The following is a 20,457-nucleotide window of genomic DNA, read 5'->3' as shown; positions in this document are numbered from 1 at the left end:
TGTCGGATGGCAGGGCTAACGCCATCCGACATGGAATGTAACGACCTAGCGCTTAAACGTCACCGTTTCTGGCTGCGTCAGATGCAGTGTGGTTTGGCTTGGGACCGTCTCGGCAATGACTCGACCATGACGAATGGAATAACGGGCAGGCGTCTGGCGACGAACCGCGTCAAACCCATTTTCTGCAGGCAAAATCACCAGATTCGCAGAATTCCCCACGTTCAGACCGTAGTCCTGCAGGTGCAGGGTTTTCGCGCTGTGGCTGGTGACCAGGTTCAACCCATCGTTAATTTGTCCGTATCCCATCAGTTGGCACACGTGTAATCCCATATGCAGCACCTGCAGCATATTCGCAGTGCCCAGCGGGTACCACGGATCGAAGACGTCATCATGACCGAAGCAGACGTTGATCTCCGCTTCCAGCATCTCTTTGACGCGCGTAACACCACGACGCTTAGGATAAGTGTCAAAGCGCCCTTGCAGGTGAATATTCACCAGTGGATTTGCGACAAAGTTAATGCCGGACATTTTCAACAGGCGGAAAAGACGGGAAGCATACGCGCCGTTGTAGGAATGCATCGCCGTGGTATGGCTGGCGGTCACGCGCTCGCCCATATTGTAGCGATGCGCCAGCGCCGCAACGGTTTCAACAAAGCGGGATTGCTCATCATCGATTTCGTCACAGTGCACGTCGATAAGTTTGTCGTATTTTTGCGCCAGAGCGAAAATCTTATGCAGCGACTCTACGCCATATTCACGCGTGAATTCAAAGTGCGGGATCGCGCCAATGACGTCAGCGCCCAGACGCACGGCTTCCTCCAGGAGCGCTTCACCGTTGGGATAAGAAAGAATGCCTTCTTGGGGGAACGCGACAATCTGTAGCTCTACCCACGGAGCGACTTCTTGCTTCACCTCCAGCATGGCTTTTAGCGCCGTCAGCGTTGGGTCGGAAACGTCAACGTGAGTACGGACATGCTGGATGCCGTTGGCCATCTGCCACTTCAGGGTCTGCATGGCGCGCGCTTTGACGTCTTCGTGAGTGAGCATTGCCTTACGTTCAGCCCAGCGTTCAATCCCCTCAAACAGCGTACCAGACTGATTCCAGCTCGGCTCGCCCGCGGTTTGTGTAGTGTCCAGATGGATATGTGGCTCAACGAACGGTGGGATAGCCAGACCGCCTTCAGCATCAAGCACTTCACCCTGTGGTAACGTCGCTGCGTCTTGAGGCTCAATACGGCTAAAGCGCCCGTTTTCAATCGTGATTTGCCATAACCCTTCACGTCCCTGTAAACGCGCCTGATGAATGGTGATGTTATTATTCTGCATGGCTGACCTCCGGGGATTTAGCAAGGCTGCGATTGAAAAGTGGATTCAGCAGGATATAGCTGAATACGCCGCCGAGTACGGCATTGACGGGCACGATGCCGGGAATATAGTGACCTGCGGCGATGCCCAGTGCAACGGACAGGATCGCTATCCAGTTTACGGAAATAAATTGCGCTTTGCTGAAGTCGGCATAGCGGCGATGGTTCAGCAAATAGTCGGCGATGATCACCCCGCCAATCGGGGGAATCGCTGCCGACAGAAATGTCAGCCAGCCGACAAAGTTATTGTAAAGCCACAGCGCGCACAGTGTGCCAATAATACCGTTAGCCACCGACAGCGTACGGCTGGAAAGGCCGGTAATATTGGCAAATCCCAGGCCCGATGCGTACAGCGCATTATCGTTGGTGGTCCAGATATTCAGGCCGAGAACGATGATCGCGGGCAGCAGCAGTCCCTGGGCAATCATCACGTCAGAGATATCCGCCTGTCCAACCGCAGCCGCGCCCGCAGCGCCGAAGATGAACATCAAGGAGTTGCCAAGGAAAAACGCCACCATGGCGATCAGCACCGCGCCTTTGGCGTTGCGGCCAAAACGGACGAAGTCAGCGGTTAATGTCCCTGCGCTGACAAACGAGCCGACTACCAGCGCCAGTGCGGTGGAGAAATCCAGCGGCGTTTGCGGCACTATCGCTTTTAAATGCTCCAAACCGCCGACATCGCTCACTGCCAGCCAGACGGAGTAGCTGCCAAGTACGACGATGGCAGGCACGGCGATGATAGATAAAACGGTCAGCGCTGAGATGCCAAAAAAGATGGTCAGGGTCATCAACAGACCGGAAACCGCAATCAGGATATTGACGTCAATTCCCGTCGCTTTGCCAACCGGGATAGCAAACATGGCCACACCAACGCCAAACCAGCCTACCTGTGTGCCGCCTAACAGCAGAGAGGGAAGCCATGAACCTTTCACACCAAATGAGTAACGCGCCAGAAGGTGGGTTGAGAGCCCTGTTTTTGCGCCGATAAAACCGAGAAATGCAGTGTAAATACCGAGGAGAAGATTACCGAAGAGAACTGCCAGGAAGAAATCATTATAAGAAAGACCGGTACCGAGTGTGCCACCGGTCCACATACTGGCGGAAAAGAATGTGAGTCCCAACATGACAAATGTTAGTGGAACTACGCCTTTTCGCGCCGCCAGAGGGACGGGGCCCTGGCTATAATTGTTGTCTTGCGACACAACGCCTCCATGAATTTTGCCCAAAAAATCCGCCGCATAATATACAGTTCTCAACGTAAAGCAAACGTTTTCGTCTGATTTTTACATGGTTATTATTCATGCTATTGATCTGTTTGGGGTGTTAAGGTTATTTGCCCTGTTTACTAAACGTGTTGTCAGACTGGCTTAATCGGCAGGTTTGGCGGTATTGCGGCAGGAATTTGGCATCTCACCCACCCGGGCAGATGAGATGCCTTAAGAGGCTGTATTACACTTCCAGGTAGTTCAGGATACCGTCTGCCGCTTTACGACCTTCGGCAATCGCGGTGACTACCAGATCCGAACCGCGCACGATGTCGCCACCGGCGAAGATTTTCGGGTTGCTGGTCTGGAAGGCGTTGTCGCTGCGCTCTGGAGCAATAATGCGGCCCTGAGAATCCAGTTCGACGCTGTGTTTTGCCAGCCACTCCATACTGTGCGGACGGAAGCCAAACGCCAGTACCACCGCATCTGCCGGAACAACGTGTTCGGAACCGGCGACGATCTCCGCACGGCGACGGCCCTTCGCATCCGGTTCACCCATTTCGGTACGCGCCATTTTCACACCGCATACCTTACCGTTGGCGTTCACTTCCACGCCTAAAGGCTGGACGTTGAACTGGAATTCGACGCCTTCTTCACGCGCATTTTTCACTTCGCGTTTGGAACCCGGCATGTTCTCTTCGTCACGACGATAAGCGCAGATGACATGTGCTGCGTTCTGGCGAACCGAGGTCCGCACGCAGTCCATCGCGGTATCGCCACCGCCGAGAACGACGACGCGTTTGCCTTCCATGCTGATGTACGGCTCGTCGCTGCTTTCGCCAAAGCCCATCAACTGTTTGGTATTGGCGATCAGGAACGGCAGGGCATCAAACACACCGGAAGCGTCTTCGTTTTCCAGCCCACCGCGCATCGACTGATAGGTACCTACGCCAAGGAACACGGCGTCATAATCTTTCAGCAGATCGTCAAGCTGTACATCGCGGCCCACTTCCACGTTCAATTTGAACTCAATGCCCATATCGGTGAAGATTTCACGACGGCGGGTCATCACCTCTTTTTCCAGTTTGAAGGCTGGAATACCGAAGGTCAGCAGACCGCCGATTTCCGGGTGGCGGTCAAATACCACCGCCTTCACGCCGTTGCGGGTCAGCACATCAGCACAGGCCAGGCCTGCCGGACCGGCACCGATGATCGCCACGCGCTTGTCGGTTTGACGCACGCCAGTCATATCCGGGCGCCAGCCCATTTCGAATGCTTTATCGTTGATATAGCGCTCGATGTTACCGATAGTCACCGCGCCGAACTCATCGTTCAGCGTACAGGATCCTTCACACAGACGATCCTGCGGGCACACGCGGCCACAGACTTCCGGCAGAGTGTTGGTCTGGTGCGACAGTTCTGCCGCTTCAAAAATACGCCCCTCGTTCGCCAGTTTCAGCCAGTTCGGGATGTAGTTATGCACCGGACACTTCCACTCGCAGTACGGGTTACCGCAGGACAGGCAGCGGTCTGCCTGTGCTTTGGCCTGGCCTTCGGAAAACGGCTCGTAGATCTCGATAAACTCGATCTTACGGATCTTCAGCGGCTTCTTAGGCGGATCAACGCGCTGCAGGTCGATAAATTGGTATACGTTCTGACTCATTGCTGCTACCCCTTACTGCGCCTGCACACGCAGCTCTGCTGCGCTACGACTACGGTGACCCAACAGTGCTTTCACATCACTGGATTTTGGTTTTACCAGCGCGAATTTCGCCGAGAATGCTGGCCAGTTAGCCAGGATCTCTTCGCCGTGTGAAGAGCCGGTATGCTGTACGTGCTCGGTAATCAAACCGCGCAGGTGTTCCTCGTGGATAGCCAGCGAGTCCACGTTCAGCACTTCTACCAGTTCCGGGTTCACGCGTTTGCGGAACTCACCGTCTTCGTCGAGCACGTAGGCGAATCCACCCGTCATACCCGCTCCGAAGTTGACGCCCGTTTTTCCGAGAATACAGACGATGCCGCCGGTCATATATTCGCAGCCGTTGTCGCCAATACCTTCAACCACGGTGATTGCGCCGGAGTTACGTACTGCAAAGCGCTCACCTGCACGACCCGCGGCAAACAGGCGGCCACCGGTGGCGCCATACAGACAGGTGTTACCAATGATGCTCGCCTCATGGCTACGGAAAGCAGAGCCAACCGGAGGACGAACTGCCAGCAGACCGCCCGCCATACCTTTACCGACATAGTCGTTGGCATCACCGGTCAGATACAACTCCACGCCGCCCGCGTTCCACACGCCGAAGCTCTGGCCTGCGGTACCGCTGAAGTGCGCTTTGATTGGGTCAGACGCCAGCCCCTGATCGCCATGCGTTTGCGCGATATAGCCCGACAGCGACGCGCCAACGGAACGGTCGGTGTTGCGGATATCGAACCAGAAGGTTTTACTCTGGCGCTCGTCGACAAACGGTTTCGCTTGCTGTAACAACTGAGCGTTCAGCACGCCGTTATCAAACGGCGGGTTGTTCTCGGTGCAATGCAGCGCTTTACCCGGATGCGGTTCGGCGGTTTCCAGCAGACGAGACAGTTCCAGTTTCTGCTGCTTGGCGGTAAACCCTTCCAGCTCTTTGAGCAGGTCGGTACGACCAATCAGATCCACCAGACGCTTCACACCCAGTTGCGCCATCAGCTCACGGACTTCGCGGGCGATAAATTCAAAGTAGTTAGTCACTTTGAACGGCAGGCCGTGATAGTGATTCTTACGCAGTTTGTCATCCTGAGTCGCCACGCCGGTTGCGCAGTTGTTCAGGTGGCAAATACGCAGGTATTTACAGCCCAGCGCCACCATTGGACCGGTACCGAAGCCGAAGCTTTCCGCACCCAGAATCGCCGCTTTAATGATATCGACACCGGTTTTCAGACCGCCATCAACCTGCAGACGAATCTTGTGACGCAGACCGTTAGCGACCAGCGCCTGCTGGGTTTCCACCAGACCGAGTTCCCACGGGCAGCCCGCATATTTCACCGAGGAGAGCGGGCTTGCGCCGGTACCGCCATCGTAGCCGGCAATGGTGATCAGATCCGCATAGGCTTTCGCCACGCCTGTGGCGATGGTGCCAACGCCTGGTTCGGAAACCAGCTTCACGGAGATCATCGCTTTCGGGTTGACCTGTTTGAGGTCGAAAATCAGCTGCGCTAAGTCCTCGATAGAGTAGATATCGTGGTGCGGCGGCGGGGAGATCAGCGTCACGCCCGGTACCGAATAGCGCAGTTTGGCGATGTACGGGGTGACTTTATCACCCGGTAACTGACCGCCTTCGCCAGGTTTCGCGCCCTGAGCGACTTTAATCTGGATGACATCGGCGTTGACCAGATACGCCGGGGTTACGCCAAAGCGTCCGGAAGCAACCTGCTTAATGCGCGACACTTTATTGGTGCCATAGCGCGCCGGGTCTTCACCGCCTTCACCGGAGTTCGAGTTGCCGCCGATGCTGTTCATGGCTTCGGCCAACGCTTCGTGTGCTTCGGGGCTTAATGCGCCGATGGACATAGCTGCGGTATCAAAGCGTTTAAACAGTTCGGTCGCGGGTTCTACTTCGCTAATGCTTACGGCTTCATCGCCAGGCGTAATCGCCAGTAGATCGCGCAGCGTGGCCGCCGGACGCTCATTGACCAGCTTGGCATATTCCTGATAGTCGCTGTACTCGCCGCTTTGTACCGCCTGTTGCAGCGTGCGCACCACGTCCGGGTTGTAGGCATGGTATTCGCCGCCGTGGACGTATTTGAGCAAACCGCCCTGGCTGATAGGTTTACGTGCCAGCCATGCATGTTTGGAGAGGTTCAGCAGATCCTGCTGGAAGTCGCTAAACCCTGCGCCGCTGATGCGGCTGACCACGCCCTGGAAGCACAGCGCCACGACATCATCGTGCAGACCAACGGCTTCAAACAGCTTCGAGCAGCGGTAAGAGGCAATGGTCGAGATGCCCATTTTGGACATGATTTTGTACAGACCTTTGTTGATGCCGTTACGGTAGTTCAGCATCACGGTCCGGTAATCTTTGGCAATCGCCTGAGTGTCGATCAGTCGTCCCAGCGTTTCATACGCGAGATACGGATAAATGGCCGTCGCGCCAAAGCCAAGCAGGACAGCAAAATGGTGCGGGTCGCGGGCACTGGCGGTTTCAACGATGATGTTGGCGTCGCAACGCAGGCTTTGTTCTACCAGACGCGTTTGCACTGCGCCTACGGCCATCGGTGCCGGAACCGGCAGGCGGTTTTTCGCGATGTTACGGTCAGAGAGCACCAGCAGCACCGTACCGTTACGCACCATCTGTTCCGCCTTATCGCACAATGCTTTGACGGTCTCTTCGAGCGTGGTTTCGGTCACGTCGAAAGTGATATCCAGGCGGTCGGCGCGGTAATGCTCCTCTTTCATGGTGGTGAGCTGGGTGAAATCGGAGTACAGCAGGATCGGCGATTTAAAGCTCAGGCGGTGTGCCTGACCTTCGGCTTCGCAGAAGACGTTCATCTCACGACCGATGCTGGTGGCCAGCGACATAACATGCGCTTCACGCAGCGGGTCGATCGGCGGGTTAGTCACCTGCGCGAACTGCTGGCGGAAGTAGTCATAAATGATGCGTGGCTGGCTTGAGAGCACCGCAAACGGGGTATCATCACCCATTGAGCCGACCGCTTCCTGACCGTTTTCACCGAGCACGCGGATCACGGAATCCAGCTCTTCGGCACTGTAGTTAAACTGTTTCTGATAGCTGGCGAGCGTGTCATCGTCCAGTTCGCGGCTGCCGACCTGATCGTCTGCGAGGTCTTCGAACGGCACCAGACGGCGGACGTTCTTCTCCATCCACTCTTTGTACGGATGGCGGCTTTTCAGATCGTCATCGGTTTCGGCGGAGTGCAGAATGCGCCCGCTGCGGGTATCGATAACCATCAGCTCGCCAGGGCCGACGCGACCTTTCTCGACGACTTCATCCGGCTGATAATCCCAGATCCCAACTTCAGAGGCACAGGTAATCAGCTTGTCTTTGGTGATGACGTAGCGCGCCGGACGCAGGCCGTTACGGTCAAGGTTACAGGCGGCAAAACGGCCGTCGGACATAACAATGCCCGCCGGGCCATCCCACGGCTCCATGTGCATGGAGTTAAAGTCAAAGAACGCGCGCAGCTCCGGGTCCATATCCGGGTTGTTCTGCCAGGCCGGCGGCACCAGTAAACGCATGGCACGGATAATGTCCATCCCGCCAGCCAGCAGCAGTTCCAGCATGTTATCCATTGAGCTGGAGTCGGAGCCGGTTTCGTTAACGAACGGTGCGGCGTCGTGCAGGTCTGGGATCAGTGGCGTCTGGAATTTATAGGTACGTGCGCGTGCCCACTGGCGGTTGCCGGTGATGGTGTTGATTTCACCGTTATGCGCCAGGTAGCGGAACGGTTGCGCCAGCGGCCAGCGCGGTACGGTATTGGTGGAGAAGCGCTGGTGGAACAGGCAGATGGCCGATTCCAGACGCAGATCCGCCAGATCCAGGTAAAAGCGCGGCAGATCCGCCGGCATACACAGACCTTTATAGATATTGACCAGGTTCGACAAGCTACAGACGTAGAAGTCTTTATCGTCCTGGAGGCGTTTTTCGATGCGACGGCGCGCGATGAACAGGCGACGCTCCATATCACGCGGACGCCAGCCCGCAGGGGCGTTGACAAAAATTTGCTCGATACGAGGCAGGGAGGAGAGGGCGATTTCACCGAGAACACCTTCGTTGGTCGGCACGTCGCGCCAGCCGACAATCGACAGGGTCTCCTGCTGTAATTCTTCTTCGACAATGCGACGAGAAGCCGCAGCCAGTTCAGCGTCTTTATTTAAAAAGATCATGCCGACGGCGTAGTTTTTAGCTAAACGCCAGCCGCGCTCTTGCGCCACGATGCGGAAAAAGCGGTCAGGTTTTTGTAACAGCAAACCGCAACCATCGCCGGTTTTACCATCGGCCAGAATTGCGCCACGGTGCTGCATGCGGGCCAGTGCGTGTATGGCGGTACGCACTACCTTGTGGCTAGGTTCGCCTTCTATGTGGGCGATCAGGCCGAAACCACAGTTATCCCTCTCAAGGGATTTATCGTACAACATATCAGTGAACCTCCCCAGGCTCTGCGGGATTCCCATCTGGACCGTTGCGCACGGGCACACCAAGAGCATGGCGACGGGGTTTGCGTGTCATACGCTTACCTCGCATTCGCCCTCTTTATCCTTTTCGCATAGGTCAAACAAGTTTGAGGACTTGCTTCAGAGGGAATCTCAATTACTGCATAAATATGATGAGCAGACTGCTCATCCAGAAAGCTTCCAGCGGATTTCCACGTTATCGGGAATCCACACACAGGTCAAATGGCAATCTTATTTATGCAAAAATGTGCTATAGGGCGATTAACTTTATGAATATGTTGAAATTTAAGGCTTTTTTACATTGATTTAACGCAAGGAGAATGGAGAGCGAAGTGTGATCTGTCTCACTGTCAGAAAGGCTGTATATCCCCCGACCTCCCTTTGTTTATCGCTATGCTTGGCATTTTATGCTGGTTTTTAGAGTTTTGGCGTCTTAAAGATACTGTTTTTATGCTGAGAGTATAAGAAGATAAAAAAAACAGTCGGATATAAGGAAAAGTAATTTCATTTTGAATGAATGAAATTTCGATTATTTTGATTTGTTATGCAATGAATAAAGGCACGCCAGGGCGATTGATCCAGGTCATCGCCGACTGGGGCAAAAAATGGCAGGCTTTGGCCTCTTTTCAAGGCGCGGTCTACCAGATTATGCAGTTACAGAAATTAGTCAATATGTTTGGTGGGGATCTTTCTCGCCGTTATGGGCAAAAGGTTCATAAACTCACGCTTCACGGCGGCTTTAGCTGTCCAAATCGTGATGGCACCATCGGACGTGGTGGATGTACTTTCTGCAATGTTGCCTCGTTTGCCGATGAAGCACAGCAGCACCATTCTATTGCCAAGCAGCTTGAGCATCAGGCGCATCTGGTCAATCGCGCGAAACGCTATCTGGCCTATTTCCAGGCCTATACCAGCACCTTTGCTGAAGTGCAGGTGCTGCGTTCGATGTATCAGCAGGCTGTTAGCCAGGCCAGTATCGTCGGGTTATGCGTTGGGACGCGCCCCGACTGCGTGCCGGATGCGGTACTCGATCTGCTTTGCGAGTATAAAGACCTCGGCTATGAGGTATGGCTGGAACTCGGTTTGCAAACTGCGCATGACAAAACCCTGCATCGTATTAACCGCGGCCATGATTTTGCCTGCTACCAACGCACTACGCGACTGGCACGCGAGCGTGGGCTGAAAGTGTGCTCGCACCTGATTGTCGGTCTGCCGGGAGAAGGGCAGGCAGAATGCCTGCAAACCATGGAACGTGTAGTGGAGACGGGTGTTGACGGTATTAAGCTGCACCCGCTGCATATTGTGAAAGGCAGTACGATGGCGAAAGCCTGGGAAGCCGGGCGGCTGAACGGAATTGAACTGGACGACTATACGGTTACCGCCGGAGAGATGATCCGTCATACGCCGCCAGAGGTGATTTATCATCGAATTTCCGCCAGCGCGCGTCGCCCAACGCTGTTGGCACCGCTATGGTGTGAAAACCGCTGGACCGGCATGGTCGAACTGGATAAGTACCTTAACAAGTACGGTGTGCAAGGCTCGGCGCTCGGTACGCCATGGGTGCTGCCTGAGAACTAACTCTCCGTAGTCATGTAGGCCTGATAAGCGAAGCGCCATCAGGCGGCCCGGCGCACATTGCCTGATGGCGCGTTGCTTATCAGGCCTACGATGGCCTCTCCGCGGTCATTTCACCGATAACCTCCGCATTTCTTGCACAATCTTCAACGTCACGCTGAGAATTGAGTATTATTGTGCCAAGTTGTCGTGAAGGAACCCTCTATGAAGCAAATCCGTATGCTGGCGCAATATTACGTCGACCTGATGATGAAGTTAGGTCTGGTGCGCTTTTCGCTGCTGTTGGCGCTGGCTCTGGTCGTGTTGGCAATTGTGGTGCAGATGGCTGTCACCATGGTGCTGCATGGCCAGGTAGAAAGCATTGATGTCATCCGTTCTATCTTTTTTGGTCTGTTAATTACCCCCTGGGCCGTCTATTTCTTGTCTGTGGTGGTGGAGCAACTTGAGGAGTCCCGGCAACGCCTGTCACGACTGGTACAAAAGCTGGAAGAGATGCGCGAGCGCGATCTCAAGCTCAATGTGCAGCTGAAAGATAATATTGCCCAGCTCAATCAGGAAATTGTTGAGCGTGAAAAAGCCGAAGCAGAGCGCCAGGAAACATTCGAGCAACTGAAGGTTGAAATCAAAGAGCGCGAAGAGGCGCAGATCCAGCTTGAGCAACAGTCTTCCTTTTTACGCTCTTTCCTTGATGCCTCGCCGGATCTGGTTTTTTATCGCAATGAAGATAAGGAGTTTTCCGGCTGTAACCGTGCTATGGAGCTGCTGACTGGCAAAAGCGAAAAGCAGCTGGTGAACTTAAAACCGGCTGACGTTTACTCTCCTGAAGCGGCTGAAAAGGTGATTGAGACCGACGAGAAGGTGTTCCGCCATAATGTTTCGCTCACCTACGAACAGTGGCTGGACTACCCGGACGGGCGCAAAGCCTGCTTTGAAATTCGCAAAGTGCCTTACTATGACCGCGTAGGTAAGCGACATGGTCTGATGGGCTTTGGGCGCGATATTACCGAGCGTAAGCGTTATCAGGATGCGCTTGAGCGCGCCAGCCGCGATAAGACCACCTTTATTTCTACCATCAGCCACGAGTTGCGCACCCCGCTTAACGGCATTGTCGGCTTAAGCCGGATCCTGCTGGATACGGATCTGACTGCGGAGCAGGAAAAATACCTTAAAACAATCCACGTCTCTGCTGTGACGCTGGGGAATATTTTCAACGATATTATCGACATGGATAAGATGGAGCGACGTAAAGTCCAGCTCGATAACCAGCCGATCGATTTCACCAGTTTTATGGCGGATCTGGAAAACCTCTCTGGCCTACAGGCGCAGCAAAAGGGGCTGCGTTTTGTGCTTGAGCCGACGTTACCGCTGCCGCATAAGGTCATTACCGACGGAACGCGTCTGCGTCAGATCCTGTGGAATCTGATCAGCAACGCCGTGAAGTTTACCCAGCAGGGGCAGGTGACCGTGCGGGCGCGCTATGACCAGGGGAATATGCTGCATTTCGAAGTTGAAGATTCTGGCATCGGCATTCCGCAGGATGAGCAGGATAAAATCTTCGCTATGTATTATCAGGTGAAGGACAGTAACGGCGGTAAACCGGCAACGGGGACAGGGATTGGTTTGGCCGTGTCGAAGCGTCTGGCGAAAAACATGGGCGGTGACATTACGGTTTCCAGCCAGGCAGGAAAAGGGTCCATCTTTACGCTAACCGTGCATGCCCCCGCGGTAGCGGAAGAGATTGAAGATGCTTTTGAAGACGATGAAATGCCGCTGCCAGCCCTGAATGTGCTGCTGGTAGAAGACATTGAGCTGAACGTTATTGTTGCGCGCTCCGTGCTGGAAAAATTAGGCAACAGCGTGGATGTCGCGATGACCGGGAAAGCCGCGCTGGAAATGTTTACGCCGGGTGAATATGACCTGGTGCTGTTGGATATTCAGCTACCGGATATGACCGGTCTGGATATCTCGCGGGAGCTCACGCAAAAATACGCCCGTGAAGATCTGCCACCGCTGGTTGCACTCACCGCCAACGTACTGAAAGATAAAAAAGAGTATCTGGACGCAGGCATGGACGACGTGCTGAGTAAGCCGCTGTCGGTTCCGGCGCTAACCGCCATGATCAAAAAATACTGGGATACCCGAAACGAAGAGGAGAGCACTGTGACATCTGAAGAAAGCAGTAAATCGCAAGCGCTGTTAGATATTCCTATGTTGGAACAATACCTCGAGCTGGTGGGACCGAAGTTAATTACCGACGGGCTGGCGGTGTTTGAGAAGATGATGCCGGGATATTTGAGCGTGCTGGAGTCCAACCTGACGGCACGGGATAAAAAAGGTGTTGTTGAGGAAGGCCATAAAATTAAAGGCGCAGCAGGTTCAGTGGGGCTGCGTCACCTGCAACAGCTAGGTCAGCAAATCCAGTCGCCGGATCTTCCTGCCTGGGAAGATAACGTTGCTGAATGGATTGAAGAGATGAAGCAGGAGTGGCAACACGACGTGGCAGTATTAAAAGCCTGGGTGGCGAGTGTGGAAAAAAAATGACCCCGGCTTGACCGGGGTGCGCGAATACTGCGCCAACACCAGGGAAATCGTGGCTGCGCCGTAAATTATTATCATTGTTTACAAGGGCGCAGCCCTAATTTTCAGGCCGCACGCAGTTAAGATAGCAAATCTTAAATAATTTGTTACATGAATCAGTTAAATGTGTGAAGCGTAGCATTTAAATCATAATAACTAATATGTTTCAGCCAGTTGAGAAAGGAGTATTACGATGAAAAAAGTGGGTGTAGTGCTCAGCGGATGCGGCGTGTATGACGGTGCAGAGATCCATGAAACTGTTCTCACGCTTCTGGCCATTGCCCGCAACGGCGCTCAGGCAGTCTGTTTCGCACCTGATAAACAACAAGCGGATGTGATTAATCATCTGACCGGCGAGCCGATGCTGGAAACTCGCAATGTGCTGATTGAAGCCGCGCGTATCACACGTGGCGATATTCGCCCACTTGCGCAGGCAGTCTCATCGGAACTGGATGCGTTGATCGTGCCGGGTGGGTTTGGTGCGGCCAAAAATCTGAGCAATTTTGCCAGTCAGGGCAGCGAATGCCGGGTTGACAGCGATTTAGCCGCGCTGGCGGTGGCCATGCATCAGGCGGGTAAGCCGTTGGGGTTTATGTGCATTGCGCCTGCCATGTTACCTAAAATTTTTGACTTCCCGCTGCGTCTGACCATCGGCACTGATATCGACACGGCAGAGGTGCTGGAAGAGATGGGCGCTGAGCATGTGCCTTGTCCGGTTGATGATATTGTCGTCGATGAAGACAACAAAATCGTCACCACGCCTGCCTATATGCTGGCGCAGGACATCGCTCAGGCTGCGAGTGGCATCGATAAACTGGTATCGCGTGTGCTGGTGCTGACTGAATGAGAAAAGGAGTAACCGCCTTTCTGCGACGTATTTTTCTGCGGGCGGTGGTTGTCCTCGCCGTATTCTGGGGCGGGGGCATTGCACTTTTCAGCGTGATGCCTGTGCCTTTCTCGGCGGTAATGGTCGAGCGACAGCTGGGCGCATGGCTGTCCGGTGATTTCGGCTATGTGGCGCACTCGGACTGGGTGAGTATGGATGAGATCTCACCGTGGATGGGGCTGGCGGTGATTGCTGCGGAGGACCAGAAGTTTCCAGACCACTGGGGGTTTGACGTCACCGCCATAGAGAAAGCGCTGGCGCACAATGAACGCAATGAAAACCGCATTCGCGGGGCGTCAACGTTATCGCAACAGACGGCGAAAAACCTCTTTTTGTGGGATGGACGTAGCTGGGTGCGTAAAGGTCTCGAAGCCGGGCTAACGCTGGGTATGGAAACCGTCTGGAGTAAGAAACGTATTCTGACCGTCTATTTGAATATCGCCGAGTTTGGCGATGGGATATTTGGCGTGGAGGCGGCGGCGCAACGGTATTTTCATAAACCGGCCAGTCGGTTGAGCCTGTCTGAAGCGGCCTTGCTGGCGGCAGTATTGCCCAATCCTTTGCGTTTTAAGACGAATGCGCCTTCTGGTTATGTGCGTAACCGCCAGGCCTGGATTATGCGCCAAATGCGCCAGTTAGGTGGTGAGTCGTTTATGCGGGAAAATAAGCTGTATTAGCGTAGTTATTGCCGGATGCGGCGTAAACGCCTTATCCGGCCTACTGGCTACGTTCTGTGTACTCGATTAATCTTCATCAAACCCTGAATTAAACAGGGCAATCACTGCGGCCAGGGCTTCTACTTCCTGTGGTCCCGTGGCTTCGACTTCTATCTGACGCCCTTTGGCTGAATCCAGCATCAGCAGAGCGATAACGCTGTTGGCCTCGGCTTCCGTTCCTTCATCATTGCGCAGCAAAACTTCTGCTTCGAAACCCTGCATCAATTCAAACAGTTTCATCGCTGGGCGGGCATGCATGCCCAGCTTATTGGTGATTTCAACGGTTTGCTTCACGGTCATGATTTACGTTTTTCCAGCGTACGATGGCGTGACTGCACGTTTTTACCGCGTGAGCGGAAGTAGTCTGCCAGCTGCTCTGCAATATACACCGAACGGTGTTTCCCGCCGGTACAGCCGATGGCTACGGTAAGGTAGCTACGGTTGTTGGTCTCCAGCATGGGTAACCATAGCTCAAGATAGCTGCGAGTCTGGTAGATAAAATTGTGTACTTCTGTGTGCCTGTCGAGGAATGCGGCGACGGGGCGGTCAAGACCGGTCATTGGGCGCAGCTTCGGATCCCAGTGTGGGTTAGGCAGAAAGCGCACGTCAAAGACGTAATCCGCATCAATCGGGATACCGTGTTTGAAACCAAAGGATTCGAATACCATCGTCAATTCACGTTCACGTTTACCCAGCAGTCGGGTACGTAACATTTCCGCCAGTTCGTGTACGGACATTTCGGAGGTATCAACGATCAGGTCAGCGCGAGAGCGCAGTGGCTCCAGCAAATCGCTTTCCTTATCGATAGCGCTTTCCAGAGACAAGTTCTTGCTGGAGAGCGGGTGTAAACGGCGCGTGTCGCTGTAGCGACGAATCAGCGTGTTACGGTCTGCATCAAGGAACAGCAGCTGTGGTGAGAAACCCTCAGGCAGATTATTCATTGCCTGCTCAAAAATTTCCGGGGACTCAGGCATGTTGCGCACATCAATGCTGACGGCCGCAGAAATCTGGCGATCGGCCAGTGTACGAGCCAGATCGGGCAACAGCACTACGGGAAGGTTATCCACGCAGTAAAAACCCATATCTTCCAGCGCACGCAGGGCGACAGATTTACCTGACCCTGAACGGCCGCTGACGATCATCAGTACCATGTACTGTTTCTCCTCACAACGACAAAAAAGGATGCCATTGGGTTGTTATGCTTCATCCTGTCCACCTTCGGTGTCCGTGATGATTTGATACAACTCCTGGTCACTCTGCGCGGCGCGCAGACGACGACAGATGGTTTTATCTGCCAGACGTTTTGCGACCAGTGACAACGTATGCAAATGCGTCTTGGTTTGGTCTGCCGGGACCAGCAGGGCGAAAAGCAGATCGACAGGTTGATTATCAATGGCGTCGAAGGCGATGGGTGTTTCGAGTTGAACAAACACACCAACCGCGCGCATCGTGTCTTCTTCCAGCTTTCCGTGCGGGATAGCAATACCATTACCGATGCCGGTACTGCCCATTTTTTCACGCGTCAGAATGGCTTCAAATACCACCTGAGAAGGCAAGCTAAGCTGTTTTGCCGCAAGTTCGCTGATGATTTCCAGTGCGCGTTTTTTGCTTTGGCAGTGAACGCCTGCGCGTGTACATTCCTGGTTAAGAACAGTGCTCAGTTGTAGAGTCGTATCGTTATTTGTCATAATTTCACCTAAGCGCTAACTGTACAAATGGCCCGTTGTGCTACACAACAGGCCGTCCTGCACCCGCTAACTGCCCGGACAAGTTAGTGCTGTTTCAGTTTATCTTTATGTTTTGTTAACTGCCGAGCCAGTTTATCAATTAAACCGTCAATGGCGGCGTACATATCCTGACCTTCCGCGCTGGCATGAATTTCGCCACCGTTCACATGCAGTGTTGCATCCGAGATATGTGTAACCTTCTCCACTTTCAACACAATATAGACCTGATTAATCCGGTCGAAATATTGTTCGAGCTTGGCAAATTTTGTATTCACAAAATCGCGCAGGGCTTCGGTGATTTCGACGTTGTTTCCAGTGATGTTGAGCTGCATAGTGTCTTCCTTATCGGTTGGGTCACACCAGCTGTTTGCGCTGGTTAGACGGCGGAATGGATAAAGACTCTCGGTACTTCGCAACGGTGCGGCGTGCCACCATGATACCCTGTTCTGACAGCATAGAGGTTAACTTGCTGTCACTCAGCGGTTTCGCGGGGTTTTCCGCAGCAATTAATTTCTTCACCAGCGCACGGATAGCTGTGGATGAGGCTTCACCTCCGCCTTCAGTGTTAACGTGACTGGAAAAGAAATACTTCAATTCAAAAATGCCGCGCGGACTGTGCAGATACTTTTGCGTGGTCACACGGGAAATGGTCGATTCGTGCATCTCGACGGCCTGGGCGATATCCGCCAGCACCATCGGTTTCATATACTCTTCGCCTTGCTCAAAGAAAGCTTGCTGCTGCTCAACGATGCAGCGGCTGACGCGCAGCAACGTATCATTGCGGCTTTCCAGGCTTTTAATCAGCCACTTCGCATCTTGCAGATTGCTACGAATAAACTGGCTGTCGGCATCGTTGCGCGCGCTATTGCACATCGCGGCGTAGTGCTGGTTAATCTGTAAGCGCGGAATGCTGTCGCCGTTGAGTTCGACCACCCAGCGATCGTTATGCTTACGCACCAGCACATCCGGAATAACGTACTCCGGCTCGCCGGTCTGGATCGATTGTCCAGGTCTTGGATCCAGCGACTGAATAAGATTGACGGCTTCTTTCAGCACGTCTTCTTTCAGCCGGGTCACGCGCATCAGGGTGCGGAAGTCATGGTTGGCTAACAGATCGAGGTGATCGCTGATGATCAGACGCGCTTCTTCCAGCCACGGCGTGGCTTTATCAAACTGCGAAAGTTGGATCAGTAAGCAGTCACGGAGATCTTTGGCGGCCACGCCAACGGGATCAAAGCGCTGAACGCGTTTAAGCACGGCTTCGATTTCGTCCATACCGACGTCGTCATCGCCCATGCTTTCGAGAATATCGTCCAGGGTCACGGTGAGATAACCGGTTTCGTCTACCGCATCCACAATGGATGTCGCAATGGCGCGATCGGTATCCGAGAACGGGGTCAGTTCCACTTGCCACATCAGGTAATCCTGTAGTGATTGCGTGGTCTCACCCTGATACACAGGCAGTTCGTCGTCGATGTAATCCCCGCTGGTGCCCGAAGGCGTCCCGGCGGTGTATATTTCATCCCAACTGGCGTCAAGCGGTAACTCCTCAGGCATCTCTTTTTGTTCGAGTGCATCTGCGGTGTCGAGGGTTTCGCTGTCCTGTTTTTCCTGGGTATCAATTTCGTCGTGAAGATCGGTTTGCTCTAGCAGTGGGTTACTTTCCAGCGCTTGCTGAAGTTCTTGCTGAAGTTCCAGCGTGGACAGCTGCAACAGACGGATAGCCTGTTGTAGCTGAGGCGTCATCGCCAGTTGTTGGCTAAGCCTGAGTTGCAAACCTTGCTTCATGTTCAGAGTTGTTTTCTCCTGCAGTGACGTGAAGTCTTCTACCCTATCAGAGTCTGAAGTCTTCCCCAAGGTATACGCGCTTAACGTGCTCATCCTGCAGTATTTCTGTTGGCGTGCCGTGCGCGATCAGGTGTCCTTGACTTACGATATAGGCGCGCTCACACACTGCCAGCGTTTCGCGGACGTTGTGGTCGGTAATCAGCACGCCAAGGCCGCTGTCGCGCAGGTGTTCGATGATCCGTTTAATATCAATAACAGAAATCGGGTCAACACCGGCAAACGGTTCATCCAGCAGGATAAATTTCGGATTAGCGGCCAGTGCGCGAGCGATCTCCACGCGGCGTCGTTCACCACCGGAGAGCGACTGACCTAAGCTGTCACGCAGGTGCTCGATGTGGAATTCTTCCATCAGCTCGTTGGCGCGATCTTCCCGCTGCTCGCTGGTCAGATCGTCACGAATTTGCAGCACCGCCATCAGGTTATCAAACACGCTCAGGCGACGGAAAATAGACGCTTCCTGCGGTAAGTAGCCGATGCCGCGACGCGCGCGCGCATGCAGAGGCAGCAGACTGATGTCTTCGTCATCAATGATAATGTTGCCCGCATCGCGCGGGACAATGCCGACTACCATGTAAAAGGTTGTTGTCTTGCCTGCACCGTTAGGACCGAGCAGACCGACGATCTCCCCGGAGTTGACGGTCAGACTGACATCTTCAACCACACGACGGCCTTTATAGGCTTTTGCAAGGTTCTTTGCAGTTAATGTTGCCATAACGAATCAGTTACCTTTTTTCTCTGCCGGAGCCTTGTTTTTGTCCTGCAACTGCGACGGAACCAGAACGGTGGTGACGCGTTTGCCTTTATCGCTGAAGGCCTGCATTTTCTGCTCTTTTACCAGATAAGTGATCTTATCGCCCGTGATGTTGCTATCGAGCTGTTCCAGATACGCCTTGCCGGTGAGAACGACAAAGTCTTTCGCCAGTTCATAGTGCATCTGAGAGGCGTGGCCTTTAACCGGTTTACCGTTGTCCTGCATCTGGTAAAACGTCGCTGGATTGCCATAGCCATCAATCACTTCTTTGCCGTCTTCACCGCCAGGACGGGTCACGACGACTTTATCGGCGTTAATTTTGATGGTGCCCTGAGTCACAATCACGTTGCCAGTAAACGTCACCACGTTGCCCTGCATATCCAGGGACTGCTGGTCCGATTCAATGTGAATCGGCTGCTCGGTATCGCCGGTGACGGCAAATGCCGGAATGCTGGCGGCCAGAAGTGAGCTGGCAAGTACAAGATTAAGGCTGAGTTTGTTTGTTTTGGATTTCATATGAGGTTCTAACCTTTTCAATCAGCTCGGCGTTCTTGCTGCGTAAGTTGCCGCGCATCTTCAGTCCGCTGGAGTTAAATGTTGTGCCATACAACGTCACCAGATCATCGGAAGTGACGTCTTGTGTCACCAGGTTAATCTGCGCGTTATCGGTCGTAATTCTGCGTAGTTGAGAGTCAGGCACCAGGGCGTTAACCTCAACATGGCCGTACAGATACAGCATCCGATCGTTGGTCAATTTGGCTTTGTCGGCCTTGATCGTCCAGGTCGGTACTTTATCCTTATCAAACGTGGTTAATACTGGTTGAGTAAACCACGAAACCGCTTGTTCCGAATAATATTCAACGTGTTGTGCGATCAAGTGATAGCTCAGCGCGCCTTCCGGACTATACACGACGGTATCAGTATGTTCGCTCTTATAGGTTGGCTCGTTGTTATTGACGACGACCTGAGCGGTGTCATCTTTGTCTGCCAGATTAATACCAATCATCACAAGGACAGCCAGCGACAGTAGAATGATAACCCAACGTCTGGTTTTGCTCATATCGATTGCCCTTTGGCCTCGTCCAGTTTGCCCTGCGCCAGGAGTAATAAATCGCAGACTTCACGCACAGCGCCACGTCCCCCATCAATGTGGGTGACATAATCAGCTCGCGGGATCAGCAAAGGGTGGGCATCTGCCACCGCGACGCTTAATCCCACTTTAGCCATCACCGGCCAGTCGATCAGGTCATCGCCAACGTAGGCGACATTCTCCGGCGCGATCGCCAGTTTGCTAAGGAGATCGCCAAAGGCAACCAGTTTGTCTGACTGCCCCTGATACAGGTGGGTGATCCCCAAAGTGGCACAGCGATCTTCTACAAGTTTAGCCTTTCGTCCGGTAATAATGGCAACCTCAATACCGGAAGTGAGCGCACAGCGAATTCCGTAACCATCACGGACGTTAAAAGCCTTCAGCTCTTCACCGTTGTTGCCCATATAAATCAGACCATCAGACAGTACGCCATCCACATCCAGGATCAGCAAACGGATGTTTTCTGCCCGGGTGATAACGTCTGCGCTGACGGGTCCATAACAGGTCGCAAGCGACGCACCTGCTTTACTCATTTTCGTTATCCTT

At 53.6% G+C, this 20,457-nt stretch carries 17 protein-coding genes; 4 read left to right on the top strand and 13 right to left on the bottom strand.

Annotated elements, in window-relative coordinates:
- Positions 1-45: 45 nt before the first annotated feature.
- From BZK40_RS16255 to gltB, 4 genes are all read right to left on the bottom strand, one after another.
- Entirely contained in the window at positions 46-1,326 is a 1,281-nt protein-coding gene (locus BZK40_RS16255; protein ID WP_079934958.1) for a cytosine deaminase, read from the bottom strand.
- On the bottom strand, positions 1,316-2,566 hold the full coding sequence (gene codB, locus BZK40_RS16250) for a cytosine permease (RefSeq protein ID WP_032945130.1): 1,251 nt from the start codon (positions 2,564-2,566) through the stop codon (positions 1,316-1,318). The genes BZK40_RS16255 and codB overlap by 11 nt, the downstream gene beginning before the upstream one ends.
- Before the next feature lie 247 nt (positions 2,567-2,813).
- Positions 2,814-4,232: a glutamate synthase small subunit gene (locus BZK40_RS16245; protein WP_032945128.1), complete on the bottom strand. Its 1,419-nt coding sequence runs from the start codon at positions 4,230-4,232 to the stop codon at positions 2,814-2,816.
- A 12-nt stretch (positions 4,233-4,244) separates the two neighbouring features.
- Complete coding sequence (gene gltB, locus BZK40_RS16240) at positions 4,245-8,705, bottom strand: glutamate synthase large subunit (protein WP_020996357.1); 4,461 nt, start codon at positions 8,703-8,705, stop codon at positions 4,245-4,247.
- A 684-nt stretch (positions 8,706-9,389) separates the two neighbouring features.
- Between gltB and mnmL the strand changes: the two genes are divergently transcribed.
- The 4 genes from mnmL to mtgA all read left to right on the top strand — a co-directional run bounded on the left by mnmL (position 9,390) and on the right by mtgA (position 14,456).
- Positions 9,390-10,319, top strand: a complete 930-nt coding sequence (gene mnmL, locus BZK40_RS16230) for a tRNA modification radical SAM protein MnmL/YtqA (protein ID WP_095533149.1) — start codon at positions 9,390-9,392, stop codon at positions 10,317-10,319.
- Between the two features lie 201 nt (positions 10,320-10,520).
- Positions 10,521-12,857, top strand: coding sequence for an aerobic respiration two-component sensor histidine kinase ArcB (gene arcB / locus BZK40_RS16225; RefSeq protein WP_020996355.1), 2,337 nt, complete (start codon positions 10,521-10,523; stop codon positions 12,855-12,857).
- 229 nt (positions 12,858-13,086) lie between these two features.
- Complete coding sequence (gene elbB, locus BZK40_RS16220; RefSeq protein ID WP_003828774.1) at positions 13,087-13,740, top strand: isoprenoid biosynthesis glyoxalase ElbB; 654 nt, start codon at positions 13,087-13,089, stop codon at positions 13,738-13,740.
- Positions 13,737-14,456, top strand: a complete 720-nt coding sequence (gene mtgA, locus BZK40_RS16215) for a monofunctional biosynthetic peptidoglycan transglycosylase (protein ID WP_079934956.1) — start codon at positions 13,737-13,739, stop codon at positions 14,454-14,456. Before elbB ends, mtgA begins: the two co-directional genes overlap by 4 nt.
- Positions 14,457-14,522: 66 nt before the next feature.
- Here mtgA and npr read toward each other — a convergent pair whose 3' ends face one another.
- The 9 genes from npr to kdsC all read right to left on the bottom strand — a co-directional run bounded on the left by npr (position 14,523) and on the right by kdsC (position 20,444).
- The gene (gene npr, locus BZK40_RS16210; RefSeq protein WP_003828770.1) at positions 14,523-14,795 is read right to left on the bottom strand and encodes a PTS phosphocarrier protein NPr; all 273 of its coding nucleotides are present in this window, start codon (positions 14,793-14,795) and stop codon (positions 14,523-14,525) included.
- Positions 14,792-15,646, bottom strand: a complete 855-nt coding sequence (gene rapZ, locus BZK40_RS16205; protein ID WP_003025085.1) for an RNase adapter RapZ — start codon at positions 15,644-15,646, stop codon at positions 14,792-14,794. The genes npr and rapZ overlap by 4 nt, the downstream gene beginning before the upstream one ends.
- A 45-nt stretch (positions 15,647-15,691) precedes the next feature.
- A complete protein-coding gene (gene ptsN / locus BZK40_RS16200; protein WP_003025083.1) occupies positions 15,692-16,183 on the bottom strand; it encodes a PTS IIA-like nitrogen regulatory protein PtsN in 492 nt (163 codons plus the stop codon).
- An 83-nt stretch (positions 16,184-16,266) separates the two neighbouring features.
- Entirely contained in the window at positions 16,267-16,554 is a 288-nt protein-coding gene (gene hpf / locus BZK40_RS16195; protein WP_003025078.1) for a ribosome hibernation promoting factor, read from the bottom strand.
- Positions 16,555-16,576: 22 nt separating this feature from the next.
- Complete coding sequence (rpoN, locus tag BZK40_RS16190) at positions 16,577-18,010, bottom strand: RNA polymerase factor sigma-54 (RefSeq protein ID WP_008785934.1); 1,434 nt, start codon at positions 18,008-18,010, stop codon at positions 16,577-16,579.
- 46 nt (positions 18,011-18,056) lie between these two features.
- The gene (gene lptB / locus BZK40_RS16185) at positions 18,057-18,782 is read right to left on the bottom strand and encodes an LPS export ABC transporter ATP-binding protein (protein WP_003828761.1); all 726 of its coding nucleotides are present in this window, start codon (positions 18,780-18,782) and stop codon (positions 18,057-18,059) included.
- A gap of 6 nt (positions 18,783-18,788) precedes the next feature.
- Complete coding sequence (lptA, locus tag BZK40_RS16180; protein ID WP_003828759.1) at positions 18,789-19,337, bottom strand: lipopolysaccharide ABC transporter substrate-binding protein LptA; 549 nt, start codon at positions 19,335-19,337, stop codon at positions 18,789-18,791.
- On the bottom strand, positions 19,306-19,881 hold the full coding sequence (gene lptC, locus BZK40_RS16175; RefSeq protein ID WP_003828757.1) for an LPS export ABC transporter periplasmic protein LptC: 576 nt from the start codon (positions 19,879-19,881) through the stop codon (positions 19,306-19,308). Before lptC ends, lptA begins: the two co-directional genes overlap by 32 nt.
- Entirely contained in the window at positions 19,878-20,444 is a 567-nt protein-coding gene (kdsC, locus tag BZK40_RS16170) for a 3-deoxy-manno-octulosonate-8-phosphatase KdsC (RefSeq protein ID WP_032945113.1), read from the bottom strand. The genes lptC and kdsC overlap by 4 nt, the downstream gene beginning before the upstream one ends.
- Positions 20,445-20,457 lie beyond the last annotated feature (13 nt).

Source organism: Citrobacter portucalensis (assembly GCF_002042885.1).
Taxonomy (GTDB): domain Bacteria; phylum Pseudomonadota; class Gammaproteobacteria; order Enterobacterales; family Enterobacteriaceae; genus Citrobacter; species Citrobacter portucalensis.
The sequence above is the reverse complement of the archived record's forward strand: the minus strand, read 5'-3'. Positions and strand labels throughout refer to the sequence as shown.